The organism is Heterorhizobium halophytocola (genome assembly GCF_017873095.1).
Lineage (GTDB): Bacteria > Pseudomonadota > Alphaproteobacteria > Rhizobiales > Rhizobiaceae > Allorhizobium > Allorhizobium halophytocola.
This window is the reverse complement of record NZ_JAGGJU010000003.1, coordinates 102,978-127,675: the sequence shown is the minus strand read 5'-3', so window position 1 is coordinate 127,675 and position 24,698 is coordinate 102,978. Positions and strand designations below refer to the sequence as shown.

25 protein-coding genes are annotated in these 24,698 nt (G+C 64.8%); 13 read left to right on the top strand and 12 right to left on the bottom strand.

Annotation, left to right across the window (positions count from 1 at the left end; translation table 11 throughout):
* Positions 1 to 143 precede the first annotated feature (143 nt).
* Positions 144 to 629: an RNase H family protein gene (locus J2Z17_RS06125; protein WP_209943185.1), complete on the bottom strand. Its 486-nt coding sequence runs from the start codon at positions 627 to 629 to the stop codon at positions 144 to 146.
* 531 nt (positions 630 to 1,160) lie between these two features.
* Here J2Z17_RS06125 and J2Z17_RS06120 point away from each other — a divergent pair.
* On the top strand, positions 1,161 to 2,090 hold the full coding sequence (locus J2Z17_RS06120; RefSeq protein WP_209943183.1) for an IS110 family RNA-guided transposase: 930 nt from the start codon (positions 1,161 to 1,163) through the stop codon (positions 2,088 to 2,090).
* A 955-nt stretch (positions 2,091 to 3,045) separates the two neighbouring features.
* Positions 3,046 to 3,444: a VOC family protein gene (locus J2Z17_RS06115; RefSeq protein WP_209943181.1), complete on the top strand. Its 399-nt coding sequence runs from the start codon at positions 3,046 to 3,048 to the stop codon at positions 3,442 to 3,444.
* Between the two features lie 3 nt (positions 3,445 to 3,447).
* Here J2Z17_RS06115 and J2Z17_RS06110 read toward each other — a convergent pair whose 3' ends face one another.
* Complete coding sequence (locus J2Z17_RS06110; protein ID WP_209943179.1) at positions 3,448 to 4,050, bottom strand: TMEM175 family protein; 603 nt, start codon at positions 4,048 to 4,050, stop codon at positions 3,448 to 3,450.
* A 224-nt stretch (positions 4,051 to 4,274) separates the two neighbouring features.
* Positions 4,275 to 4,904, bottom strand: coding sequence for an outer membrane protein (locus tag J2Z17_RS06105; protein ID WP_209943177.1), 630 nt, complete (start codon positions 4,902 to 4,904; stop codon positions 4,275 to 4,277).
* 332 nt (positions 4,905 to 5,236) lie between these two features.
* Here J2Z17_RS06105 and J2Z17_RS06100 point away from each other — a divergent pair, with 332 nt between their 5' ends.
* Both J2Z17_RS06100 and J2Z17_RS06095 read left to right on the top strand, forming a co-directional pair.
* The gene (locus J2Z17_RS06100) at positions 5,237 to 6,061 is read left to right on the top strand and encodes a DUF1206 domain-containing protein (protein ID WP_209943176.1); all 825 of its coding nucleotides are present in this window, start codon (positions 5,237 to 5,239) and stop codon (positions 6,059 to 6,061) included.
* Positions 6,062 to 6,386: 325 nt separating this feature from the next.
* Positions 6,387 to 6,695 (top strand): DUF1883 domain-containing protein, encoded by a 309-nt coding sequence (locus J2Z17_RS06095; protein ID WP_209943175.1) that lies wholly within the window; start codon positions 6,387 to 6,389, stop codon positions 6,693 to 6,695.
* 68 nt (positions 6,696 to 6,763) lie between these two features.
* Here the strand turns inward: J2Z17_RS06095 and J2Z17_RS06090 are convergent, their stop codons facing one another.
* Both J2Z17_RS06090 and J2Z17_RS06085 read right to left on the bottom strand, forming a co-directional pair.
* Complete coding sequence (locus J2Z17_RS06090) at positions 6,764 to 8,077, bottom strand: replication-associated recombination protein A (protein ID WP_209943174.1); 1,314 nt, start codon at positions 8,075 to 8,077, stop codon at positions 6,764 to 6,766.
* Positions 8,074 to 9,477, bottom strand: a complete 1,404-nt coding sequence (locus J2Z17_RS06085) for a DegQ family serine endoprotease (protein WP_209943173.1) — start codon at positions 9,475 to 9,477, stop codon at positions 8,074 to 8,076. Before J2Z17_RS06085 ends, J2Z17_RS06090 begins: the two co-directional genes overlap by 4 nt.
* Before the next feature lie 306 nt (positions 9,478 to 9,783).
* On the opposite strand from J2Z17_RS06085, the gene J2Z17_RS06080 reads away from it, so the two are divergent.
* Entirely contained in the window at positions 9,784 to 10,104 is a 321-nt protein-coding gene (locus tag J2Z17_RS06080; RefSeq protein ID WP_209943751.1) for a lysozyme inhibitor LprI family protein, read from the top strand.
* Between the two features lie 31 nt (positions 10,105 to 10,135).
* Here J2Z17_RS06080 and J2Z17_RS06075 read toward each other — a convergent pair whose 3' ends face one another.
* Positions 10,136 to 10,588 (bottom strand): DMT family transporter, encoded by a 453-nt coding sequence (locus J2Z17_RS06075; protein ID WP_209943172.1) that lies wholly within the window; start codon positions 10,586 to 10,588, stop codon positions 10,136 to 10,138.
* Positions 10,589 to 10,704: 116 nt separating this feature from the next.
* A complete protein-coding gene (locus J2Z17_RS06070) occupies positions 10,705 to 11,136 on the bottom strand; it encodes a DMT family transporter (protein ID WP_209943171.1) in 432 nt (143 codons plus the stop codon).
* Between the two features lie 90 nt (positions 11,137 to 11,226).
* On the opposite strand from J2Z17_RS06070, the gene J2Z17_RS06065 reads away from it, so the two are divergent.
* Positions 11,227 to 12,165, top strand: a complete 939-nt coding sequence (locus J2Z17_RS06065; protein WP_209943169.1) for a LysR family transcriptional regulator — start codon at positions 11,227 to 11,229, stop codon at positions 12,163 to 12,165.
* A 54-nt stretch (positions 12,166 to 12,219) separates the two neighbouring features.
* Here the strand turns inward: J2Z17_RS06065 and J2Z17_RS25150 are convergent, their stop codons facing one another.
* A complete protein-coding gene (locus J2Z17_RS25150; protein WP_245223901.1) occupies positions 12,220 to 12,429 on the bottom strand; it encodes a hypothetical protein in 210 nt (69 codons plus the stop codon).
* A 348-nt stretch (positions 12,430 to 12,777) separates the two neighbouring features.
* On the bottom strand, positions 12,778 to 14,613 hold the full coding sequence (gene ilvD, locus J2Z17_RS06055) for a dihydroxy-acid dehydratase (protein ID WP_209943167.1): 1,836 nt from the start codon (positions 14,611 to 14,613) through the stop codon (positions 12,778 to 12,780).
* 275 nt (positions 14,614 to 14,888) lie between these two features.
* Between ilvD and J2Z17_RS06050 the strand changes: the two genes are divergently transcribed.
* The 3 genes from J2Z17_RS06050 (at position 14,889) to msrQ (ending at position 17,171) form a co-directional block, all read left to right on the top strand.
* A complete protein-coding gene (locus J2Z17_RS06050; RefSeq protein WP_245223900.1) occupies positions 14,889 to 15,407 on the top strand; it encodes a thermonuclease family protein in 519 nt (172 codons plus the stop codon).
* Between the two features lie 153 nt (positions 15,408 to 15,560).
* Entirely contained in the window at positions 15,561 to 16,508 is a 948-nt protein-coding gene (gene msrP / locus J2Z17_RS06045; protein WP_209943165.1) for a protein-methionine-sulfoxide reductase catalytic subunit MsrP, read from the top strand.
* A gap of 6 nt (positions 16,509 to 16,514) precedes the next feature.
* Entirely contained in the window at positions 16,515 to 17,171 is a 657-nt protein-coding gene (gene msrQ / locus J2Z17_RS06040) for a protein-methionine-sulfoxide reductase heme-binding subunit MsrQ (RefSeq protein ID WP_209943163.1), read from the top strand.
* 115 nt (positions 17,172 to 17,286) lie between these two features.
* On the opposite strand, the gene rquA is transcribed toward msrQ, so the two are convergent.
* Positions 17,287 to 18,081, bottom strand: a complete 795-nt coding sequence (gene rquA, locus J2Z17_RS06035) for a rhodoquinone biosynthesis methyltransferase RquA (protein WP_209943161.1) — start codon at positions 18,079 to 18,081, stop codon at positions 17,287 to 17,289.
* A 136-nt stretch (positions 18,082 to 18,217) separates the two neighbouring features.
* Positions 18,218 to 18,700, bottom strand: coding sequence for a DoxX family protein (locus tag J2Z17_RS06030; RefSeq protein WP_209943160.1), 483 nt, complete (start codon positions 18,698 to 18,700; stop codon positions 18,218 to 18,220).
* A 436-nt stretch (positions 18,701 to 19,136) separates the two neighbouring features.
* Between J2Z17_RS06030 and J2Z17_RS06025 the strand changes: the two genes are divergently transcribed.
* Positions 19,137 to 20,495: a GGDEF domain-containing response regulator gene (locus tag J2Z17_RS06025; RefSeq protein WP_245223899.1), complete on the top strand. Its 1,359-nt coding sequence runs from the start codon at positions 19,137 to 19,139 to the stop codon at positions 20,493 to 20,495.
* Between the two features lie 9 nt (positions 20,496 to 20,504).
* Here J2Z17_RS06025 and lhpI read toward each other — a convergent pair whose 3' ends face one another.
* On the bottom strand, positions 20,505 to 22,274 hold the full coding sequence (lhpI, locus tag J2Z17_RS06020) for a cis-3-hydroxy-L-proline dehydratase (RefSeq protein ID WP_209943159.1): 1,770 nt from the start codon (positions 22,272 to 22,274) through the stop codon (positions 20,505 to 20,507).
* A gap of 201 nt (positions 22,275 to 22,475) precedes the next feature.
* On the opposite strand from lhpI, the gene J2Z17_RS06015 reads away from it, so the two are divergent.
* From J2Z17_RS06015 to J2Z17_RS06005, 3 genes are all read left to right on the top strand, one after another.
* A complete protein-coding gene (locus J2Z17_RS06015; RefSeq protein ID WP_209943158.1) occupies positions 22,476 to 22,913 on the top strand; it encodes a YciI family protein in 438 nt (145 codons plus the stop codon).
* Between the two features lie 22 nt (positions 22,914 to 22,935).
* The gene (locus tag J2Z17_RS06010) at positions 22,936 to 23,343 is read left to right on the top strand and encodes a VOC family protein (RefSeq protein WP_209943157.1); all 408 of its coding nucleotides are present in this window, start codon (positions 22,936 to 22,938) and stop codon (positions 23,341 to 23,343) included.
* 76 nt (positions 23,344 to 23,419) lie between these two features.
* Positions 23,420 to 24,685, top strand: a complete 1,266-nt coding sequence (locus J2Z17_RS06005) for an RNA polymerase sigma factor (RefSeq protein ID WP_209943156.1) — start codon at positions 23,420 to 23,422, stop codon at positions 24,683 to 24,685.
* The last annotated feature ends 13 nt before the right edge of the window (positions 24,686 to 24,698 follow it).

The following is a 24,698-nucleotide window of genomic DNA, read 5'->3' as shown; positions in this document are numbered from 1 at the left end:
AGAGTGTCGACCGGGGCGATCCGGTCGACCACCGACAAAAAAAATCCAGGCATCCCGGTGCCTGGATTTTTTTCATTGGGACCCTGTCGCTCCGCCTCTCGGCGCCTTCCGCACCCCGCCGCAGCCCGCCCGTTTGCTGTACCTCAAGAGCGCGGCAACCGGGCGGCCGCGCGGTAAGCATCGCGCGCCAGGGCATCGGCCTGCTCATTGCCGGCAAGACCTGCATGCCCCTTGCAGAGTTTGACCACGACGTGGCGGTTGCTTTCCAGCAGGCTGTCGAGCTGCTGCCAGAGCGCCGCATCCGGGATGGCGCGACGCCGCAGACGCGGGTTCGCGGTGATCCGCTTCCAGCCATTGTTGCGCCAGATCGCCCGCCAGTGATGGCAGCCTTCCAGCACATGCCGGGAATCGGTCCAGAGCGTGACCGGACGGTCCTTTGCCGCGCCCCCGATCCAGCCCATGGCCTTCGCGGCCGCCAGCACCTCGAAGGCATTGTTCGACGCGCCCTTGTCGACACCGCTGTCGCTGAAAACCTGCCGCTCGCCCTCCATGACGACGAAGGCCCAGCTCCCGCTTGCGGAGGCGGCGTCGAACGATCCGTCGGTGAAAATCTGCAGGCTGTCATGCATCGGGTAGAAATAGCACGCGGTCCGGCCCTGTCGAGCGCGAGGGTGACCTGCCCTTCCCCCACCGTCGTGACGCATCGCCTGGACATCGCCCCCGCCCGCCCCCGTGCAATCCTGCCCTCCGAGCCCCTGCGGCACCCGCGATAGCATCGCCACACCACAGCCGCAACTCCACTCTCCCGCGGTGCCTCCGCGGACGCCCGCAACGGCCAGCCCCATCCGCCAACGCGCTCCCTCCCCCTTGTGGGAAGGGTTGGGGCGGGGTCTTTGCTGCGACACCCTCCCGACATCTCGTCGCGCTGCGCCCGCCGAACCCGAAACCCCTCCCCATCGCTGCGCTCCGACCCTTGTAACTTCCCAAGAGCCGCATTTGGGGATGTAATTCCGAATGCGGTGGCGGATGGGAGACCGACAGCCCTTTGGGACACCAAGCCCGTTGGGGAGCAAGGGTCTCCGTGCGCCGTTCCATCGAACCCGAACAGTCGCCAGGGCCGCTTGCGCAGGCAAAGTCCGTTTAGGCAAGGATGGGATAAGATGGATATCGTTGTTGGGATCGATGTGTCCAAAGATCGTCTGGATGTCGCCGTGGCGCCATCCGGTTTGACGTTCGCGGTTGCCAATACGCATGTGGGCATCGAAGATCTGAGCGCGCGATTGCAGTCGATCGGTGCGGTTGCCGTTGCTTTGGAAGCCACCGGCGGGTTCGAGATGCTGGCGGCGGCGGCGCTGTCTGCGGCTGGCTTTGCCGTCATTGTGGTCAATCCGGCTCAGGTCCGTTCCTATGCCAATGCGATCGGCCGTCGCGCCAAGACAGATCTGATCGATGCGGCGGTGATCGCCGCCTTCGCACTCACGACGAAGCCTGATCTCCGACCGCTCAAGGACGCAGAAACCCAAGCTTTGTCGGCACTTGTGGCCCGTCGTCGGCAGATCGTCCAGATGATCGTGGCCGAGGAAAACCGGGCGCGTCTGATTGTGGCGAAAGAGGCCCAGAAAAGCATCGCGCGGTTGCTGAAAGCCCTCAAGCGCGAGTTAGAAAGTCTCGACACCGATCTTGACGAGCATATCCGCAAGTCGCCGCTGTGGCGGGTGCGCGAGCAACTGCTGACATCGGTGCCGGGGGTGGGCCCTGCCACCGCCCGTACCCTTCTGGCCGAAATGCCGGAACTGGGCAGGCTCGACCGGAGGCAGATCGCCTCGCTGGCGGGACTCGCCCCCTGGACCCGACAATCGGGGACGTGGAAAGGCAAAAGCTTCATTGGTGGCGGCCGGGGCAAGGTGCGCGCGGCGCTATTCATGGCCGCCCTCGTCGCCACCCGTCACAACCCCGTGCTCAAAGCCTTTCGCGACCGCCTCGTCGCAGCCGGCAAACCGAAGATCGTCGCCGTGGTCGCCACGATGCGCAAACTGCTCACTATCCTCAACGCCATCATCCGGGACCAAAAACCATGGCAAAACGCTTGACTGCCAAGACAGTCGCTCCCCACAAGGGGGAGGGTTATGTCGCGCCAGCCGCGGGGCCATGCCACAGGCGCCGACGACGGGGAAAATCAAAACCGAAAAATCTCGGTGGCAGCGATTTTTCCTCGCCCTCCGCTCGCTGCCCGGATCGTCTCACGGCAAGCCTGGAAAAGAGCCATGCCGCGCTCGTTCGCTGTCAGCGCAAGCGATGGCGTTTAACGCTGGTAATCCCGCAAAAACCGAGCGTTAGCCGGTGGGCTGTCTCTGGCGCATTTGCCGGCGGTCTCACCGCCCGCCACACTTTCCTCCTCCCCGCACGCCGCCTAAACCTGTCCCCCAAGCCTCGCATCAACCGCGCCCCACCAACCCAGCCTCCACAAAAAACTTGCCCCCATTTTCCCCACCCTCCGACCCCGTGCCACACTCAACCCGTCCCGCCCTCGGATACACCGGTGAACGTCGCCGGCGAGGCGGGGCCGGTGCCCTGGGGGCGTGGTCGATGACGTGGACCGCGATGCCAGGGGCCGCGTGTTGACGGATCTCCCTCTCGCCTGACTGCAGGCGGGGCGTGCCTGTGGGGCACACATGACATGACCGGTGACTGTCGGGGTTTCCCGGCTTTCGCGGTGCCGGACCTGACACGTCCCAAGGGGGTAGCGCCCCGATGAGCACCGTCCCTGGAAAAGGCACCGGATCCGCGCAGAGGGATCGCACAGCACCGGCACAAGAACACCGAACGGGGCGCCTGCGGGTGTCATCTTAAACTAAATTTACGCGGCAGCCGAAGGCGCCCCGTCCGTCTCGCGCAAGGGAGACAACAGAAATGGCAGCATCCACCGGAGGGTCTCTGGCCCGGCCGGGGTTTTGTCGTGGGCTGCTGACAGTTTTCGACAGCACCCCTGCCCTATCAAGGCGCTGCCCGGGCCGCGCAGGCCCCATTCGCACGAGGATAACCGCCATGAAATTTGCCTCCACCCGGCTTGTCGCCGCCGATATCAAGGCCGTTGTCGGCTTCTATGAAATGGTCACCGGCGCCACCGCCGACTGGCTCGCCCCGCAATTTGCCGAGATCGTCACCCCGGCCGGCACCCTTGCGATCGGCAGCGCCGAGACGGTGGCGCTGTTCCAGCCCGGCAGCGCCGAGCCCGCCGCCAATCGCAGCGCCATCCTCGAATTCATCGTCGAGGACGTCGACGCCGACTATGAGAGACTGAAGGACAGGGCAGAACTGGTGCACGCACCCAAAGACATGCCCTGGGGCAATCGGGCCGTGCAGTTTCGCGATCCGGAAGGCACGATCGTGTCGCTGTTTTCGCCGGTGACCGAATTCGCCCGGCAACGCTTCGGCAGTCGCTAAGCCTCAGCCGCGGGCCCGCTCGATCATCGGCGACAGCAAGGGATGGCCGAAGATGAAGAAGGCGGGCACCGCGGCAAACAGAACGAGCGTTGCCGGCGGTGAGACCGGCGCGATCACGGCGGCCACCGCATAGACCAGCACCGGCGCCATGTGGACGGCGGCGATCCCGGCGCGATGTCCTGCCGCCATGGCCCCGCCTTCCCGGCCCGTCCGGCGGGTAACGTAAAGAAAGACCGCCGTTCCCGCGCAATTGGCAAGCGACAGCACGATGGCATAGAGATCGACGGCCACCGGGTCGCGCGGGTGGCCGGCCAGCAGTCCCGTCGCCAGCGGGATCAGCGCGATGGCAAACAGCAGCGCCAGATTGAGCCAGATCAGCCAGCGGTCGGCGCGGGTGGCAAAGGAAAAGAAGATGTGGTGCGCGGCCCAGTAGGTGCCGATGATGACGAAGGACAGCGCAAAGATCGCCACCTGCGGCAGAAGGCCGATCACCAGCCCCCAGTCGAGCGCTTCGCCCGCCTCCGGCAGATGGATCTCCAGCACCAGAAGCGTGATGATGATGGCGATCACCCCATCGCTGAATGCCTCAAGACGCGATGTCGTCACGCGCAATCTCCCTTGCCGACAGCAACCGGAAGACGAGACTAGAGCATGTGTCCAGAGCTGCAAACCGGTTTCGGCGCGAAGACCGGCATCAGACCCGCACTTCAACGGGTCGGCGGATGGGACGGGGCGAGACGGGGTCCCGGTCCCGGTATCCTCGGATGGCAGAACGGTTTGCGGGCGGGCGCCGAAGCACCCGCCCGAAACGACATCTCCGACCAGGTGACTTAGAACTTGTAGTTCAGGCCTGCCCGGATCGTGTGGTCGGAAATGTCGCTTTCCGAAGTGGTGCCGCCCGAAAACGTGCGCACGTCGCCGGTGCGGACATAGTCGTATTCGACCTTGGCCGACAGCGGGCCGGTGATCTTCTGCTCGATGCCGGCGCCGATCAGCAGACCGGGCTTCCAGCCGTCCGGGCCTTCGGCATTGCGGCCGTCGCGCAGATTGGTCATCGCCACGCCGGCGGTGCCGTAGATCAGCGTCGAGCCGAGCGGCATGCCGGCCTTGGCCTTGGCGGCCACGCGGTGGCGTTCCTTCAGGTCGCCGCCGGGCACGTCGACCGAGGCGTCGCCCATATGCGACAGCTCGACTTCGCCGCCGACGATCACGCCGCCGACTTCGGTGTTGTAGCCGGCCTGCAGGCCGCCGGTGAATTCCTTGTCGCCCGAAAACGGGTTGACCCGGTCCGACGCGGTGCCGGCGTTGACACCGGCATAGGCGCCGGTCCAGTCGCTCGGCGCGGCGGTGTCGGTAAACGACGGCGCCGGCTCGTTATAGGTGAGGTCGGCCGCGAATACCGGGGTGGCAGTCAGTGCCGTGACTAGCGCCAGGGCAAGGGGCTTCACGCTCTTGGTCATGATGTACTCCATACAGCGCCCCTGTCATCAGCAAGGGCAAGCAGTTACTCAGGTTACGCAACTGTCCGACAGCGACGGCCGGTATGACCGACCTTGCCCCCTTGGCATCCCGTGACTGCCGACAGTTCATCATTCATTTTCATCATTCCGTAAACGCTTCCTTAACGCAGACCCTGTGGTGCGGCGGAATCAGCAGAATCCCCATCACCATTTTGCGAGCGCCCCGCCGCGCCGGTCGGCGGCTATCGATAAATGCCTGATTCGCGAGGGGAACCGCCCTCACCCTCGCCCGTTTGTGCCCTCAGAGACTCTCGACAGGAAAGACACACCCGATGCAGACAAGACCCCGCCTCGAATGGCTCGCCCGTGCCGGATATGGAGCCCGCGGTGTGGTCTTCCTGCTGGTCGCAGGCCTCGCCCTGTTTTCCACCTTCGGCGGCAGCGGCAAGCCGGACACCAAATCGGCCATGCAGACACTGCTGTCCCAGCCGCTCGGCCGCGTCTGGCTCGGCCTCATCGCACTCGGGCTATTGGGCTTCGTCGCCTGGCGGCTCGCCCAGTCGATCGGCAATGCCGATACCCACAAGGACGACCTGAAGGGCTATATCATCCGCGCCGCGCTGCTCGGCAGTGCCGCGACCTATGTGGGTCTGGCGATCTATGCCGGCGGCCATGCGCTCGGCATGATCGGCGGTTCCGGCGACAGCGACGAGTCCAAGCGCAGCATGGCCGCCTGGATCATGGGCCAGCCCTTCGGCCCCTGGCTTGCCGGGCTTGTCGGCCTCGGCTTCGTCATCGGCGGCGGCGTCACCATCTGGAAGGGCGTCTCGCAGAAATTCCGCAAATATATCAAGCTTGGCGGCGACCGGACCTCGCCGCTGGCGCTGATCTGCGTCTACGGCCTGTCGGCGCGTGGCGCGGTGTTTGCCATTGTCGGCGTCTTCTTCTGCTACGCCGCCTTCACCGTCGATCCGGACCAGGCAGGCTCCATGGGCGATGCGCTGGCCTGGGTGCGGCAGCTCCCCTTCGGCGCCATCCTCTATTTCATCGTGGCGCTCGGCCTGGCCGCCTTCGGCCTCTACAACATGATCGAGGCCCGCTACCGGATCGTTGACACACCCGATGTCCAGGACCTCAAGCATCCCCTGTCGAACTGAGAGGTCCCCCGAAGACCGGCTTGCGCCGGCATCGGCGACAAGGCGAAACAGAGCCGGGCGGCATGGCAGCACACGACCTTTAACATGCCCCGGCGAACGCCGGCCAGGCCTCGCGTGAACGACCCGGCGCGGGCATTCCGCGGCCCCGTGCACGCAGGAATGGTTAGTACCAAAAAAAGTCGCAGGGTGCCCTAGGTGATGCTCTGAAATGAGACAATACTCCAAGGGTTACAGGCTCTTGGGGCGGATGATTCCAACCATTCCTTAATACAGACCATCCTATATTAAGAGCGCTCGACGCGCCGGAGCAGGACCGACCGAACCCATGTCACGACCGAATTTCCGCTTCACCCATTTCGACCTAAAGCAACAGAGGCCGGGCACGATTCTCGAGGTGACGTTGAGTGCGGTCAACAATGTGCGGCTGATGAACGCGGTCAACTTTCAGCGGTTCAAGGAAGGCCTGGATTTCAAGTATCTGGGCGGTATCGCCCGCAAGTCGCCGGTCAAGATGGTCGTGCCGCAGCTGGACCACTGGCATCTGGTCGTCGACATGGAAGGCCATCACGGCCTGGCCGAATCCACCGTGAAGATGGTGGCGCCCCCTGCCGCGAAGATGCAGACGGCCTCCTGAGCGCCGGCAACAGCCCCCGAATCCCTCTCATTTCATGATCTTTTCCGACAGCGGCGTGCGGCCGGGTCTCAGCTTTCGCCGCGCTCGCGCCTGAGCTTCGCCCAGTAGTCGAGCCGCTTGCGGATGTCGCGCTCGAAACCGCGCTCCGGCGGATCGTAATAGGTCTGGCGGCCCATCGCCTCGGGGAAATAGTTCTGCCCGGAAAAGGCATCCGGCTCGTCATGGTCGTAGCGATAGCCATCGCCATAGCCCTCGCCCTTCATCAGCTTGGTCGGGGCGTTCAGGATATGCTTGGGCGGCAGCAGCGAGCCGTTCTCCTTGGCCGCGCGTGTCGCCGCCTTGTAGGCGAGGTAGACGCCGTTCGATTTCGGCGCGGTCGCCAGATAGACGCAGGCCTGCGCCAGCGCCAGTTCGCCTTCCGGCGAGCCCAGATAGTCGTAGGCGTCTTTGGCGGCGTTGCAGATCACCAGCGCCTGCGGGTCGGCAAGGCCGATATCCTCGACCGCCATGCGCACCAGCCGCCGCCCGAGATAGAGCGGGTCCTCACCGGCATCGAACATCCGGCAGAGGTAGTAAAGGGCGGCATCCGGATCGGAACCGCGCACCGACTTGTGCAGCGCCGAGATCAGATTGTAATGGCCGTCCTGGCCCTTGTCGTAGACCGGCGCCCGTCGCTGGACAATCCGCGCCAATCCTTGCGTGTCGAACACCTCACCGTTGCGGGCTGCCCGCCAGACTTCCTCGGCCAGCGTCAGCGCCGCCCGCCCGTCGCCGTCGGCCATGCGCACCAGCGCCTCGCGCGCAGCCTCGTCGAGCGGCAGCGGCTTGCCCTCGGTCTCTTCGGCGCGCGACAGCAATGTTCTGAGGCTCGTCTCGTCATGAGACTTGAAGGTCAGGACGCGGGCACGCGACAGCAGCGCTGCATTCAGTTCGAAGGACGGATTTTCGGTGGTCGCGCCGACCAGGATCACCGTGCCGTCTTCCATCACCGGCAGGAAGCTGTCCTGCTGGGCCCGGTTGAAGCGGTGGATCTCGTCGACGAAGAGCAGCGTCTGGCGCCCGGACATGCGGCGGGCGCGGGCCCCTTCGAACACGCGTTTCAGATCGGCAACGCCGGAAAAGATCGCCGAGATCTGCTCAAAGGCCAGCCCCGCCTCGCCCGACAGAAGACGCGCGACCGTGGTCTTGCCGGTGCCGGGCGGGCCCCAGAAGATCATCGACCCCAGCGAGCCCGAAGCGATCATCCGCTGCAGAACGCCATCGTCACCGGTCAGGTGTTCCTGGCCGGTGACGTCGGAAAGTGTCTTGGGTCTCAGCCGGTCGGCGAGCGGCCGTCGGGCCGCCACCTCCTCCGGGACCTGGGTGGAGAACAGATCGCTCATCGGAAGATCTGCTGGATGACCTGACCGCCACGGCTGACCGCAACACGCCAGTAGCGCGGGCTGCTGGCGGCAATCGCTGCCATATCCTTTGTAGAACCGACATCCTGTCCGTTCACCGAGAGGATAATGTCGCCTTTGGCAAAGCCGAGCTGGGCAGCGGTCGAATTGTCATCGAAATCCTCGATCACCACGCCGGTCGAATCGACCGGCAGCCGCATGGCGATGGCAAGCTTCGGCGAGAGATTGGCGACTTTGGCACCGGCAAACGGACTGCGGCCGGACAGCGTGCGGGCGTCGGCCGGCACGGTTTCCGGAGCGCCGGCAAGCGGCAGCTCGACGCTGGTCTTCCGGCCGTTGTCCATCACGGTCAGGTCGACGGACTTGCCGATGCCGGTGGTGGTCAGGCGATAGGCGAGCGCATCGGGATGCTCGACGGTGACACCGTCGACAGCGGTGATCACTTCGCCGGACTTCAGGCCCGCCTTGTCGGCAGGCCCGCCGGGCACCACCTTGACGACGAGGGCGCCGAGCACGTGTTCGAGGCCCAGCGCTTCGGCGACATCCGAGGTGACCGGATCGAAGGAAGCCCCGACATAGGGACGCTCGAAGCTCTTGTCGCCGTTTTCGGCAGCAGCCAGGAAGACCTTCACCAGATTGGCCGGGATGGCAAAGCCGACACCGTTGGACCCGCCGCCGCGCGAGAAGATCGCGGTGTTGAGGCCGATCAGTTCGCCCTTCATGTTCATCAGCGCGCCACCGGAATTGCCGGGGTTGATCGAGGCATCGGTCTGGATGAAGAAGCCGAAATCGCCATCGGTGATCTGGTTGCGGGCAAGGCCCGAGACGATGCCGCTGGTCACCGTCTGGCCGACACCGAAGGGGTTGCCGATCGCCAGCACCAGATCGCCGACCTCGGCGCTGTCGGAATTGCCGAGCTTGATCGGCTGGAAACGCTCGTCGGTCTCGATCTTCAGCACGGCCAGATCGACACTCTTGTCCTTCAGCAGGACCTTGCAGGGAAATTCCCGGCCGTCGGACAGCGCCACCTTGATGTCGTCGGCACCTTCGACGACATGGTTGTTGGTAACGATCGTGCCATTGGCCTCGACGATCACGCCGGAGCCGAGCGATTCCTGCTTTTGCGTGCGGGTCGGAAACTGCTGGCCGAAAAACTGCTCGAAGAAGGGATCACCGCCAAAAGGCGAGGCGCTGCGCTGCACCTTACGCTCCGCATAGACATTGACCACCGAACCATGGGTCTGCTTGACCAGCGGCGAGAAGGAGAGCTGCATCTCCTGGCGGCTGTCGGGGACGGTGCGATCCTGAGCGAGGGCCATGCCCGGAGTGATGAGGCCGACGGCGACCACCGAGGCTGTGACCAGACGAAGCAGGCTTTGCATGAAGGGACTCCCGTAGCGATGCGCACATGGCGTTCTAGCGCATAACCCGCCGGACCGGAATTGTTCGGCCGCACGGATCAGGCGCTGTTTTCAGGTTTTACAGCGGTAACCGCGGGAAACTGGCAGGGCGCGGCACCACCGGCGGCGCCCCCTTGGGAAAACCGGAGCTCAAAGGGGTGCAGCGCTGCCCAATTTAACCCGAACCCGAACAATTCCAAGGCATGGCGCGTTACAAGTGCGTAAGGTTCGACGTCAGACAATGGAGGTTTGCCCGTGACTCGTCTTCTCTCCATCCCCCTTCCCGCCATGGCCCTGATGGCGGTGGCTTTTGCGCAACCGGCAGCGGCCGCCAGCTTCGACTGCGATGCCGACGGTCTGGCGCCCGACGAAAAGGTGATCTGCGACAACCGCGAACTCAACGATGCCGACGTCAAGATGGTGACGACCTTCGACCTGTTGTCCGGCCTGTTCGCCATGGGCAATCGCGGCCACCTGCAGGACGACCAGTCGGCCTGGCTGAAGACCCGTCAGGCCTGTGGCGACGACAATGCCTGCATCGCCAAGGCCTATGATGTGAGGCTGAAGCAGCTGAACGATGCCTATGAAAGCCTGCCCCGGCCGCTCTGAGCGACAGGGATCTCATTGCAAGCCGCCCGTCTCACGAGGCCTTGCGATTGCCGAGATAGATCAGCCCCACGGCCCCAGCCAGCAGCACAATCGCGATACAGCGACCCGGATCGAGCGGGATCCGGGCGTTGTCGAGCCAGCCGAAATTGTCGATCAGCAGGCTCATCAGCAACTGGCCGGTGATGACCGCGACGGTGGCTGCGGCGATGCCGATCTTCGGCACGGCAAACACACTGACCAGAATATAGACGACGCCGAACAGCGCGCCGATCAGCTGCCATTTCGGCGCGCTGAACAGCGTCATGTCGTGTGGCGGCTCGAAGAAGAAATAGAGCAGGAAGCTGATGGCCGCGCCGACGACGAAGGTCAGCCAGGCGGTCTCCAGGATGCCGGCCCGGGCGCCGAGGCGGCCATTGATGGAAGATTGAACGGCAAGCGCAATGCCCCCGCCAAGCACGAGAATCGTCACCAGTACAAACAGCATGATATGGACCTATTCGGGCAATCCCGACGAAAGCGGCAGCCGGCTTCACAGGCGGAATTGCCGCGGAAAACAGAGAGATGGCGAAGAGTGGAACACGCTTTTTCGCCTAAGGCGCTCTAGTTGAGGAGCCAGAGCGCGGCGAGGATCAGGGTAAGCGCGCCGAGCCGGTATCGATCGATCGGACGACGCTGGCTGCCGAACAGCGCGAAATGGTCGATCGCCAGGCTGGCGCCGACCTGGCCGCAGAGGATGCCGACCATGGTCGTGCCGACGCCGATCACCGGGGTCGCGATCGTTAGCACCACGACATAGACGGGCCCCAGCACGCCGCCGGTCAGCAGCCAGCGCGGCTGCGCCAGAAGCGTCGGCAGGCTGCGCTGCGGGGCAAACACAAGGGCGACCGTCAGCAGCAGTCCGCCGACGAGAAAGATCGACAGGGTCGCGGCCAGGTGCCCGACCTCGCCGCCGAGCGGCCCGAGCAGGCCGGCCTCCATCGACAGGCCCATGCCCGATGCGATCACCAGCAGAAGAATAAGGATTTGGCCCATTCGGCAGTCTCCAGTTCAGGACTTGAGAGCCGAGATAGAGCCTTGCATACTGGACAACAATTCCAACAAAACGCAAAAGATAATTGCCGCATGCGCAATGACATCAATCTTCTCTCCCTGCGCCTGTTTCTCGACGTGGCCGCCAGCGGCAGTTTCAGCGAGGCCGCCCGGCGCAACGGCTTGCCGCCCTCCTCCGTCTCGCGCCATATCCAGGCGCTCGAACAGCAGCTCGGCCAGAACCTTCTCTTCCGTCACACGCGGGCGGTGACGCTGACCGAGATCGGCGCGATCTATTGCGGGGAGGTGCGCGACGTGCTGGCGGCGCTGGACCTTGCCAGCGAGCGGGCGCGCGGGGCAGCGGACGCGCCGAGCGGCCTGTTGCGCATCAATGCCCCCGTCGCCTTCGGCCGGCGCCATATCGCCCCGCTGCTCGCAGCCTATCAGGCAAGGCACAGACAGGTGGAGATCGACCTGGCGCTGACGGACGGCTTCATCGACCCGGTGGCCGAAAGCACCGATATCGTCATCCGGATCGGCCGGATGCCGGATTCCAGCCTGACGGGGCGCCAGCTCACCCCGCAACGCTATGTGCTGGCGGCCTCCCCGGACTATCTTGAACGGCACGGCGACGCGCCCACGCCAGAGGCGCTGCCGCAGCACAACTGCCTGATCTACAAGGGCACCAATGGGGCCCAGAAATGGTATTTCCGTCAGGCCGGCGAGGCATTCCGCAGCACGGTCGTGCGGGGCAACCTGACGAGCAACAATGCCGAAAGCCTGGTGGAGGCCGCCCTTGCCGGACAGGGGCTGGTGCTGTTTCCGACCTGGCTGCTGCACGAGGAGCTGCGCGCGGGCCGGCTGGTCGCCCTGATGCCCGACCGCGAGGCGTCGATCGACACGGCGACCTACGGCATACACCTGATCTATCCGGAAAGCCGGCTGCGCTCGTTGAAGGTGCGGTCGTTCCGCGACTATCTGATCGAGGCGATCGGCGCCCCGCCCTATTGGGACCGCGACGAGGTGAGATGACCGGGGCCAAGCCCACCAATGGTGCTCGCCGCAGCGCCCGTCCGGCTCCCCCTCTTAGAAATGCTGCTCCAGGAAATCGGCGGTAGCATCCGATAATCCGACCAGCTTGTCGGTTGCCTGGCGGTAGAGCTTGAAATTGAGTTCCGTCTGCGGCCGTCCGTCCTGCCAGTCGCGGAAATCCTTCACCTGCTGGCGGCCGCAGGCCAGCCGGGACGCTGTGACCGGACCAAGGTGGAGATCGACACGCGGCGTCTGGCGCGACACCCGCAAGCCGCGGCACCGGCCGCGCCCCGATCACAATCGCCCTGCCGATCAGGCCGCGAAGCCCGCCCGGGCGGCTGTCGAACAGGTAGACGGTATCGCCCGCAGCAACGGCCTTGCCGCCATACATCGTCCTGATCGCCGGAAAGGATACCCTTTCGGCTCCCGCGTCCCCGATGACGGCCTTCAGCGCATAGGACATCCAAGGCCCTTCCTTGCGACGACACGGCTGCGGGATGTTAACAGCCGTACACGGTCTTCGCCAATCGCTGGTACTGAAGGATCCGAAACGCGAAAAGCCGGGCGATTATGCGCTCGGCCTTGTCTCGTCTCTGGCAGAGGCTCTGCCCCTTATTCCGGCAGGATGCGCACGGCGCCCTTGTCGGCGGAGGAGGCGAAGGCGGCATAGGCCTTCAGCGCGGTCGTCACCTTGCGCGGACGCGGTGCCGCTGGCTTCCAGCCGAGCGTGTCCTGCTCGGCGCGGCGGGCGGCCATTTCGGCATCGGTGATCGCCAGATGGATGGTGCGGTTGGGGATGTCGATCTCGATGCTGTCGCCGTTCTGGACGAGGCCGATGGCGCCGCCCTGGGCGGCTTCCGGCGAGGCATGGCCAATCGACAGACCGGAAGTGCCGCCGGAGAACCGGCCGTCCGTGATCAGCGCGCAGGCCTTGCCGAGCCCCTTCGACTTCAGATAGCTCGTCGGATAGAGCATTTCCTGCATGCCCGGACCGCCCTTCGGCCCTTCATAGCGGATGACGACGACATCGCCGGCCTGGACATCGTTGGAGAGGATGCCCTTGACGGCGGCGTCCTGGCTTTCGAAGACCACGGCGGTGCCGGTGAATTTTAGGATGGATTCGTCGACGCCGGCCGTTTTCACGATGCAGCCGTCGAGCGCGATATTGCCGTAGAGCACGGCCAGGCCGCCATCCTTGGAGAAGGGATGCTCGACCGAGCGGATGACGCCCTTTTCGCCGTCGATGTCGAGATCGTCCCAGCGCGAGGACTGGGAGAAGGCGACCTGGGTCGGCACGCCGCCGGGCGCGGCCTTGAAGAAGTCGCGGACGGTCTCGGAATTGGTGCGGGAAATGTCCCAGCGGTCGATGGCATCGCCAAGCGTCGCTTCATGCACGGTAAAGCAGTCGCGATTGATCAGACCACCGCGGTCGAGTTCACCCAGGATGCGCATGATGCCGCCGGCGCGGTGGACGTCTTCCATATGGACGTCGCTCTTGGCCGGCGCCACCTTGGACAGGCAGGGCACCTTGCGCGACAGCTTGTCGATGTCTTCCATGGTGAAATCGATGTCACCCTCGTGGGCGGCTGCCAGGATGTGCAGCACCGTATTGGTCGAGCCGCCCATGGCGATGTCCAGCGACATGGCGTTCTCGAACGCCTGCTTCGTCGCGACGTTGCGCGGCAGGACGCTGTCGTCCTCCTGCTCGTAGTAGCGGCGGGCGATGTCGACGATCAGATGTCCGGCCTCGACGAACAGGCGCTTGCGGTCGGAATGGGTGGCAAGCGTCGAGCCGTTGCCGGGCAGCGACAGGCCGAGGGCTTCCGTCAGACAGTTCATCGAATTGGCGGTGAACATGCCCGAGCACGAACCGCAGGTCGGGCAGGCCGAGCGCTCGATCGTCTGGACATCCTCGTCGGAGATCTTGTCGTCGGCGGCAGCGACCATGGCGTCGACCAGGTCGAGCGCGACGGTGCGGCCCTGCAGCGTTGCCTTGCCGGCCTCCATCGGGCCGCCGGAGACGAAGACGGCGGGGATGTTGAGGCGCATGGCGGCATTCAGCATGCCGGGCGTGATCTTGTCGCAGTTGGAGATGCAGACCATGGCGTCGGCACAATGGGCGTTGACCATGTATTCGACCGAGTCGGCGATGATCTCGCGGCTCGGCAGCGAATAGAGCATGCCGTCATGGCCCATGGCGATGCCGTCATCGACGGCGATCGTGTTGAACTCCTTGGCGACGCCGCCGGCAGCCTCGATCTCGCGCGCGACCAGCTGGCCGAGATCCTTCAGATGCACGTGACCCGGCACGAACTGGGTGAAGGAATTGACCACCGCGATGATCGGCTTGCCGAAATCGCCGTCCTTCATGCCGGTGGCGCGCCAAAGACCGCGCGCGCCCGCCATGTTGCGGCCATGGGTGGTGGTTCTCGAACGATAGACTGGCATGGGTGTCACCTCGGAATTTTCGTTGTCGCGGACAGGCTGCGCCTGTGCTGCCGGAATTTCGAGCGTTGGAAAGGTCCTGATCGGTCCTTCCCGCACACGGCCGGAAACGGCTCCGCATTTGCCTCTTTGGTAAAGGATGCCGCGGCCGCTGTCACTATCGACAGCCGGCAATTCGGTACGGTTGAACCCTAGCACAGGCGCCCGCCCGCCACCACGCCCGGCAAGCCCTGCGAAAGCCTCGACGCCCAGAATGGGTAAAAAAGCAGAGGCTCGCCATGTCCTATCGTGTTCGCAAACGCACCCCGCGCCGTCTCGACGGCACCTTGAAGTCCGGCGCCCTGCCCTCGATGCTCGGGGCGCTCGTCGTGGTGGGTGCCGTCTCCGGGCTTCGCGACCACGACCTGTTTTCCGCCGTCATGCCGGTGCCGGCGCTCAAGGCCCCGGCGGTGCGCTTTGCTCTCTGCGACAGCGGCCCGCGGGAAAACTGCGTCGTCGACGGCGATACGTTCTGGTATGGTGGCCGCAAGGTCAGGATCGCCGATATCGACACGCCGGAGCTTTCGCCGCCCCGTTGCGTGCGCGAAAAATCGCTTGGGGAAGCCGCACGGAACGAACTCCTGGAAGCGCTGAATGCAGGGCCGATCGATCTGGCCTCCGCCGGCGCCTCCGACACCGACCGTTACGGCCGGCTGTTGCGCAAGGTCGTGCAGAACGGCAGATCGATCGGCAACGACCTGGTCGACAAGGGACTGGCGAGACCCTGGACGGGAAGCAGACGCAGCTGGTGCGACTGACGCGCCAGCACAGCCACGGGCGGCGGATCGCCCGTCACAGCGCGAACACGAAAATGTGGCTGCGGGGTTTCTTTCAACCGGGCTGAAACTCTGGTTAGTTGCGTTACGTCATTCAGGCCAAGGCCCCGCGCCGCGGCCACCGGAGGAAATACCATGCCCAGCTATCGCCCGCCGAAGATCGCCTCTTCGGAAATCACCTCGAAATCGCTCTACCTGAACCGTCGCGCGCTGATCGGCGCTGCGGCCGGCAGCCTGGTGATGGCGGCAGCGCCACAGGCCTTCGCCGCCGCGCTTACGGGCCAGAAGACGGAATACAAGGTCGACGAGAAGGTCACATCCAAGGAGGACGTGACGACCTACAACAACTTCTACGAATTCGGCACGTCAAAATCCGATCCGGCCAACAATTCCGGCGACTTCAAGCCGAAGCCCTGGCAGATCGAGGTCGGCGGCATGGTGTCCAAGCCGACGATCTTCGGCATCGACGACATCATGAAGCAGTTCACCATGGAAGAGCGCGTCTACCGCATGCGCTGCGTCGAGGCCTGGTCGATGGTCATCCCGTGGATCGGCTTCCCGCTGTCCGCCCTGCTCGACAAGGTGGAGCCGCTCGGCAGCGCCAAATACGTGGCCTTCGAGACCGTCGTGCGCCCCGGTGAGATGCCGGGCCAGACCGGCCTGTTCCAGCCCCTGCCCTGGCCCTATGTCGAGGGCCTGCGCCTCGACGAGGCCCGCCATCCGCTGACGCTGCTGGCGACCGGCCTCTACGACGAGACCCTGCCCAACCAGAACGGCGCGCCGATCCGGCTGGTGACGCCGTGGAAATACGGCTTCAAGGGCATCAAGTCGATCGTCAAGATCACCCTCACCGACAAGCAGCCGCCGAATTCGTGGAACCTCTACGCGCCCAACGAATACGGCTTCTATGCCAATGTGAACCCCGAGGTCGACCATCCCCGCTGGAGCCAGGCAAGCGAACGGCGGATCGGCGAGGCCGCAGGTCTGTTCGGCGGCGCGCGGATGAAGACACTGCCGTTCAACGGCTATGGCGACGAGGTCGCAAGCCTCTATGCCGGCATGGACCTGAGAAAGAACTTTTAAAAAGCCATGGCCTTCAAACTGACCGCCGGGCAGCGCTCGGCCTCGATCTGGGCGCTCTACGCCATCGGCCTCGTGCCGGGGCTGTGGACCTTCTATCTCGGCGTGACGGCGCAGCTCGGCGCCGATCCGGTGGTGACCTTCGAGCATTCGCTGGGCCTTTGGGCGCTGCGCTTTCTCTGTCTGACGCTGCTGGTCACCCCGGTGCGCGACCTGTTCAAGATCAACCTGCTGCCCTATCGCCGGGCGCTCGGCCTGCTCGCCTTCTACTATGTGCTCGCCCATTTCACCGTCTACCTGACGCTGGACCGCGGGCTGATCCTGACGGCGATCATCGGCGACATGACCAAGCGCTGGTACACGATCATCGGGATGATCTGCCTGATCCTGCTGATCCCGCTGGCGGTCACCTCCAACCGCTGGTCGATCCGCAGGCTCGGCACGCGCTGGACGACGCTGCACAAGCTGATCTACCCGGTCATCGCGGGTGCCGCCCTGCACTACGCGCTGTCGGTCAAGTCGATCACCCTGGAGCCGGCCACCTATATCGCGATCGTCGCGATCCTGCTCACCTACCGACTGGTGCGGCCCAAGGTCATGGAGTTGAGGCGGCGGCTGACAAAGACGCCGCCGGCCCGGATGCGGGCGGCGGCGGCCCGCGACTAGAACCGGGCGCGATTCGGCCGGGTTTGCCTGCGCGCCTTGGCACCCCAGTGTCGCGCCCGCCTGCCGTTTGCGCATGTCTTTTTCCCGAAGCCGGGGCCTGTCCGGCAGACATGCCTCAGGCGACCAGTTCGACCGCCCGGTGTCCGGCGGTCATATTCGTCCCGGCCACCGGCCCGGCGTCCTCACCGCCTCGCAGTTTGCGGCGGAAGACGACCTTCTGGTAGAGACCGCCGAAATAGGTCCTCTTGCTGATCTCGAACCCCTCCACGGTGTCGGCGAGGTCGGCGATCTCCAGACCGGTCAACTCGCTGGCGAACGGCTCGAGGAGGCCGAACACGGCGGCCATCACCGGCCGCAACGGATGCAGTTTTGCCATGCGGTGGTAGTCGACGATGACCACCTTGCCGCCCGGGCGCACCGCCCCCAGCAGGCTGTTGACGATCCGGCGCTTATAGAAGCCGGGCACCTCATGCAGCAGGAAGAAGCAGCAGATGCCGTCATAATCGTCCCTCGGCGGCACGGCAGCGTCGGCGAGGCGGATGTCGACATTGCCCCGCCCCTTGAGCTTCGCCCGTGACCGGGCGATCTGCAGCGGTGCCACGTCGCGCAGGTCGAGCCTGCCCTTCAAGCCGAGCCGTGCCAGCAGCCGCTCGGAGAAATTGCCGTAGACGCTGGCCGGCTGCAGGACCACATCCCCCGGGGAAAACTCCGCAACGGCATCGGCCATCAGCCGGTCGGCATTGCCCCAGAGGATCGCCTGGACGACGAGGTGATGGTCGAGGATGCGCGCCCAGCGGGGCGAGAGATAGGCCCAGTGATAGACGCGTTCGAGATAGGCCGGAATGCCACGGGGCGCCGCAGCGCGAGCACGGGTCGCCCCGCCGCCATGGTGGTGGTGAATGTCTGTCATCGGATCTGTCCGCCTGAAATATCGCAAGCAGCGCCGCTGTTCGACCGGAGGGGTCGACGGGGCCGCAACACGCTGAAACGAGAAAGGCCGCGCTCGACAAGGGGGATTCGAGCGCGGCCTCCGGATGGCTCACCGATCAGGCGGCGAAGATCTTGCGGGTTCCCGGATGGCTGTGGAAATAGGGGGTCTCGGCGATGAAGCCGTCCAGTCCCCAATAGCGGCCGGCACTCTTGGCGCTCAGATAGACCAGCACCACGCCGTAGATGATGTGATAGTCGATGATGAAGTTGTTGTGGTCGCTGATATAGGGGAAGTCCATATGGGCCATCCAGTACATGAACAGCACCGCCGCGCCGCAGGGTGCGCTGACCCGGACCAGGCAGCCGAAGATCAGCGACAGACCGATCGCCAGATGGCCGTAGGAGACCAGGAAGGTCGTCAGCGGCGCCATGACCGGGCCGGTGAAGATCGAGAAGAAGCCGTGAAAGGTCTTGGCCGTGCCGAGAAAGCCGGTGACGCTGAAACCCGGGTTGAACACCTGGTGCGACGCTGCATAGAGAAAAGTCCAGCCGATCAGGACCCGGACTGTGAAAAGGAAATATTTATCAAGATTGGACATCGTGAAATTCCTCTGGGTTGATGACCTGGAGTTTTCACCCTTCGTTAGGTGACCGCCTTGATAAAGATCAATCGCAAGCAAAACCCGGATGCCGCGCGGTGTCGTCGACGACAGCCGATGACACCCGCCCTCCTCTGAGAATCGAGGGGAAACGCCGGGATGCAGCATATTTTTAGACCGCCGGCAGTAAAATACGTTTGATTTCAAACGAATTAAAATGCAACCATAGGATTTATTTCGCGTCGATCGGGAATACTCGCCGCCGTGTTCTGAAATGAACCATGCAAACTGTGGTTGCCTATGAGAAGACTAACCTTTTTCGCATTTCGGGAAAATATCCCCCTCCAAATTGACTGCTTATTAATATCTATACTTCTTAATTAGACAATATAAAAACGCATTTTGATTGCGCCTGGGGAAGATCATGGAGAGTAGATTGCACGGAGATGCCGTCAAGACAGAGGGCCGGCGGATACCCGCGCGCTCTGCGCGCCGCAGCTCCCGCTCGCCGGCCGAGATCGACAGCAGCATCCCGCGCAACATTCTGCTGATCGAGGATTCGCTCGCGCTCGCGTCGCTGATGAAGGCGCGCCTGACGACCGTCGGCGGCGCCAATGTGACCCATTGCCAGACGTTGAAGGAAGCCGACGAACTGATCGCCTCGCAGCAATTCGTCTTCGCGATCACCGGCCTCAGCCTGCCCGATGCCAAGGGCGACGACATTCTGCAGCATCTGGAAAATGCCGGTCTTCCGGCCATGGTGTTCACCGCCAAGCAGGATTCGCACGCCCAGTCGCACTATGTCGAACTGCGCCTGCTCGACTATGTGGTCAAGGAAGACCTGTCTTCGGTGGACAGGGTGAGCATGGCCGCCGCGCGGATCCTCGACAATATCCTGATCAAGGTGCTGGTGGTCGACGACACCCGCTCGGCCCGCACGCCGATCGTCGATGCCCTGCGCCGACAGAATTTCACCGTGCTGGAGGCCAAGTCCGGCGGCGAGGCACTGGAGCTTCTCGAAGAGCATACCGATATCGAGCTCTTGATCACCGACTACCACATGCCCGACATGGACGGCTATCAGCTGGTGCGCAAGGTGCGCCAGAGCCTGCCCTCCGACCAGTTGCGGATCATCGGCGTCACCTCGTCCACGGACCGGCTGCTGAGCTCGCTGTTCCTGAAGGCCGGTGCCTCGGACTTCGTCCACCGCCCGATCCTGCCGGAAGAGTTCCAGTGCCGGATCGACAACAATGTGGAGACGCTGAAGCAGATCAAGCGGCTGCGCTATTTCGCCGAACGCGACCAGCTGACCGACCTGCCGAACCGTCGCTATTTCTTCGAAGCGGCGACCAAGCTGATGAACGAGGATACCGAAAAGGGCATCGAGAGCGCCTTCGCGCTGCTCGACATCGACCATTTCAAGAAGATCAACGATACCCATGGCCACGAAGCTGGCGACGAGACGCTGCGCACGCTGGCCCGCTGCATGGAAAACCTGATCGCCCGCACGCCGCATCTGATCGGCAGGCTTGGCGGCGAGGAATTCGCCATCTACATGCATGGCCTGTCCAAGCAGGAGGCGCATGACTGGTGCGACACCATGCGCGCCGAAATCGCCGAGATGACCATCAAGACGCGCGAGACCACGCTGAAGATCACCGCCTCGATCGGCGTTGCCGACGTGCAGCCGCACGAGCCGCTGGACAACCAGCTGAATGCGGCCGACCAGTTGCTCTACATGGCGAAGAATTCCGGCCGCAACCGGGTGTTCTCGGAAATGTCGTTCGTTTCCTGAGGCCCCGTCTCAGGCGCCGCCTTGCGGCGCCGCAAGCCAGGCCGGCCCGTCAAGCGGGGCGCGGCCGCTGACCAGGGTCTCGACGCAATCGGCAAGCGAGCCGAAGCGCACCGGCTTTCCGGTCAGCCCCGGCCCGTAATGGGCGTATTTTCCCGAATTGGTCAAAATGACACGCGCCGCGACCGGCACCACCGGCCGATCGACCGTGCACCAGCAGGCGTCGCGCACGAAGGTCGCGCCGAAGGATTCGAGCCGTGCGGCCACGCCCTCCGCGGCAAGGACGCGGTGGCTTTCGCGCCCGAGCGTGATCGTCAATGCGACCTGCCGATGCCTCGTCTGCCCCTCCAGCCGCTGCGCCAGGGCACGGCATTCGTCGACGGAGAAATGCGGGTTGCCGAGTGCCACCAGGTCCACGTGGTCGGCGGGGCCGGAATTGAAGCCCTGCCAGATGGCCGCCAGATCCGCCCGTCCGACCGATCGTGCCGGACAGGACATCCCGCCGGTCGCCTCCGGAACGCTGCCGGCCTCCGGCGTGATGCCGAGCAGATGAAAGAGCGGCGCCGCAGACGTCGTGGCAAAGGCGGCGCCAAAGGCCTTCAAATCGTCGCGGCCGGGTTCGAGCCCTTCGAGCCCCGTGACCAGTGGGATCGCGTCCGGCGACAGCTGGCCGACGCAGTACCCCAGGAGCGGCCAGAAGGCCTCGTCGATGCCATCGGGAACACGGACCGCGATGATCCGCCGCGCCAGCCGGTTCTCGGCGATATGGCAGCCGGCAAGCGGCGCGCGACCGGTGAGCGCGATGCAGATGTCGAGGAAATCGGGATATTTCATCGTCCGGGCGCCGAGCACGCTGTTGGCATAGACCACCGCATTCGACTCGGCCCAGGCGATATCCTGCCCCCTTCCCGGCACGGCCTCCAGCAGATAGGGCGCGCAGGTGAAGGTCGGCTGGGCGCCCATGCGCAGATAGGCGTCCGCCTGGCGGCTGGCCGCCGCCGAGCGCTCGGCATCGGCGCCCATCGCCTGCCAGCCGTCGCGGTCGACCGAGATGGCATTGAGCGTCGTCGGCACCACGACGCGCCCCCCGCCTTCGGCCAGCCTCTCGGCGAAATCGAGGCCGGCAGGGCCGGTATAGATGCAGCCATCGACATGGACACCCGCCACGTCGATCAGCCGCTCGGCCGCCAGAAGCTCTGCCATGCGCACGACGATGCGCATCGCCATGCGCACCGCCGGCGCGACGTCGCCGGACAGCAGCCGGCGGTCTTCCTCTGTCAGGGTCACGGCGGCTTTCACCGTGCCGGGCAGGACGGACCGGTCCGCAGGTGCCGCACCGCCAGCGACGAGCCGTCCGGCCGCTACGGTGACCTCCAGGCCATCCGGCAAGCGGGCGAAATCCTCGCGCGAAACGACCGCCACCGGCAGGACGTGTCCATAGACCTCCTCGGCGACGATGACGCCGAGCGTCAGGATTTCTTCCGCCGCGGCAAAGACCAGCCCCGCAGGCGCCTTGCCGTTCAGGATCAGCTGCAGCAGGACGGCGCTGCCGGTGCACGATCCGCGGCCGGCCGGCATGGCAAGGATGCGCCCGGCAATCGGCTGGCCGTGCAGCGGGTGGCTCCGGTCGATGACCACGCCGGTCTCGGGATCGACGCCGCCCCAGAAGCTCAGCGCCGTGTCGGTGACCAGCAGCCTGCCGCAAGCACTCGCCTCGACCAGCATGCGGGCCGCAACCGAAAACCCCTCCGTCGCGCGATCCTTGCCATCCGTGCTGTCCATGCGCGTTCCCTGTTGCCTTCGTTTAATCATCGATTAGCATGATCATGACCCCGGACAAGGCAACAGCCGTCTGCGGTCGTGGAGGAGAAAAATGTCCGTGCCTGTCGTTTTTCTGGCGACACCTGTCGAATCCGGTGTCCGTCATTCGTCGTCAGGTCATGCGCCGCGTGAGCGCAGGTTCATCCAAGAGGAGAGATTGCAATGCGTGTGATGGTGATGGTCAAGGCAACGGAAGACAGCGAGGCCGGCGTGATGCCGACCGACGAGCTTGGCGCGGCCATGGGCCGGTTCAACACGGACCTGATCGAGGCGGGCATCATGCTGTCGGGCGACGGGCTGAAACCCTCGGCGCAGGGCAAGCGCATCGCCTTTGACGGGGCCGAGCGGCGGGTGCTCGACGGGCCCTTCGCCGAAACCCGCGAACTGGTGGCCGGCTACTGGATCTGGGAGGTGCGCGACATGGACGAGGCTGTCGAATGGGTCAAGCGTTGCCCCAATCCGATGCCCGGTCCGAGCGAGATCGAGATCCGGCCCTTCTATACGCTCGCCGATTTCGAGGACGCGATGACGCCGCAGACCCGCGCCATACACGAAAAGAATGCCGAAACGATCGCAGCCGATGACGGCACGAACGCCTGAGCTCGAAAGGAACCCAATGTCGATGAGCAAGATGATCTTCGTCAATCTGCCGGTGCGCGACCTCGCCGCAGCGGAAGCCTTCTATACCGCTCTCGGAGGCACGGTGAATCCGCAGTTCTCCAACGAGACGTCCAAATGCATGGTGCTGTCCGAGACGATCTACGTGATGATCCTGACGCATGCGCGCTACCGCGATTTCACCAGCCGGCCGATCGGCGATGCGAAGGCCAACAGCCATGCGCTGATCGCCCTCAGTGCCGAAAGCCGGGACCTGGTCGACGAGACGGTCGCCAGGGCGGTTGCGGCCGGCGGCACCGCCGATCCCAATCCGGTGCAGGACCATGGCTTCATGTATGGCCGCTCGCTGGAGGATCCCGACGGCAATGTCTGGGAGCTGTTCTGGATGGATCAGGCCAAGGTGGACGGCTGACGGCTGACGGCCGCCGGGCGGCCAGACTTGACGCTCATACTTGACCCTCCAGGGCCGGACCTCGATAGTCCGGCCCATGGACCAGCAGAGCGCACGAAAAGCGGTGGAGACGGTGTTTCGCCTGGAACGGGCCCGACTTGTCGCCGGGCTGACCAAGGTGACACGGGATATCACCCTGGCCGAGGAACTGGCGCAGGATGCACTGGTTGCCGCGCTTGATCGCTGGCCCCATGACGGCATTCCGGGCAATCCCGGCGCCTGGCTGATGATGACCGCCAAGCGGCGGGCGATTGATCGCCTGCGCCAGCAAGCGATGCAGGCGCGGAAGCAGGAGGCGGTCGCTCACGAGATCGCGCTCCACCACGGCCAGGCCATCGAGGAGATCGAAGCCGCCATGGACGACGCGATCGGCGACGAGCGGCTCTCGCTGATCTTCACCGCCTGTCATCCGCTGCTCTCGCTCGATGCGCGGGCGGCGCTGACGTTGCGGCTGATCGGCGGGCTGACGACGGCGCAGATCGCCCGCGCCTTCCTCGCCGGCGAAGCGGCGATCCTGCAGCGGATCACCCGCGCCAAGAAGGCGATCGCCGAGGCGGGCATCGCATACGAGGTGCCGCGCGGCACGGCACTCGAGGGCCGCCTCGCCTCGGTGCTGGAGGTAATCTACCTGATCTACAACGAGGGCTATGCCGCGAGCAGCGGCAAGGCTGCGATCCGTCAGGATCTTGCGCAGGAGGCGATGCGGCTCGGACGCATCCTGGCCGCGTTGATGCCGGACGCTGCGGAGGTGCATGGGCTGCTGGCGCTGATGGAGTTGCAGGCCTCGCGCTTTGCCGCCCGCGTCGATGCCGAGGGCCGCACCGTGACACTGCCGGACCAGGATCGCAGCCGCTGGGACCGGCTGTTGATCGCGCGAGGATTGCAGGGGCTGGCGCGCGCCGGCGCGATCACAGGGGCGGACGGCTTCTATACATTGCAGGCGGCGATTGCCGGCTGTCACGCCCGGGCGGCGCGCTTTGAAGATACCGACTGGAGGCAGATTGCCGGCCTTTACGACCGGCTGCTGGCGATCGCGCCCTCCCCGGTGATCGCCCTCAACCGCGCGATCGCCCATTCCATGGCGTTCGGGCCCGAGGCGGGGCTGGCGTTGCTGGCCGAACTGGAAGGCGTGCCGCAGTTGCAGGGATATGGGCCGCTGCATGCCGCCAGGGCGGACTGCCTGCGCAGGGCCGGCCAGCTGCCGCAGGCGGCCCTCGCCTATGGACAGGCTGCCAGCCTCTCGACCAATGCCAGCGAAGGCGATTTCCTGCGGCAGCGTGCCGCGCAATGTCGCGCCGGCTGACGTTTGCCGCAGC